The sequence below is a fragment of the Bacillus sp. P4_D3 genome (genome assembly GCF_056401855.1).
Genome location: NZ_JBFUIN010001331.1, coordinates 1 through 542, shown reverse-complemented (window position 1 = coordinate 542; position 542 = coordinate 1). Strand labels below are relative to the sequence as shown.

At 31.0% G+C, this 542-nt stretch carries 1 pseudogene; it reads left to right on the top strand.

Going from position 1 to position 542, the window contains the following annotated elements:
- Positions 1–542, top strand: a pseudogene (locus tag AC1DTM_RS31165) (hypothetical protein); the annotation flags it as partial.

Sequence of the window (542 nt, the reverse complement as noted above, 5' to 3'; positions counted from 1 at the left end):
GTTTTATAAAGCGAATGTATTATATGAGGTTTATTGGGAAGTTTGCAAAAGCTGAGGGAGAGAAGAATGGGGAAAATTTCTTTGTACAATGTCTTTCTCCAATACCTTTAACTTTACAAGAGTTATTTCCGACTGGAAAATATTTATTTGAAGGATTATGCAGTAATAAAAAGAATGAAAAAATCTTTACTGATTTAAAGAAGCGTAAATTAGAAAAGCAACTGGTTATGTTTCGTCTTTATTATGATCGTGGAAATTTATTACTGGAATTAATATGCACAGAAGAGCCTCGGGAAATAGCATCTTCATATAAATTGATTCCTTCACCAAAGGTCTCAAATTATAAAAAGAGAGCGTCTTTGGAACGGAAGTTAGGCAACGGTTACTTATCATTTCTTATGCCTAAATTACCAAAAGACTTTGAGCCTCCAGAATTATTGTGGCATGAAGGAAGGCTATATGGAAATTTATCGTTAAAATCATCAATAAGTTCAATTTCATATTTTGAGCAAAGAAAAGAATGTAAATATATTGAAATAAAC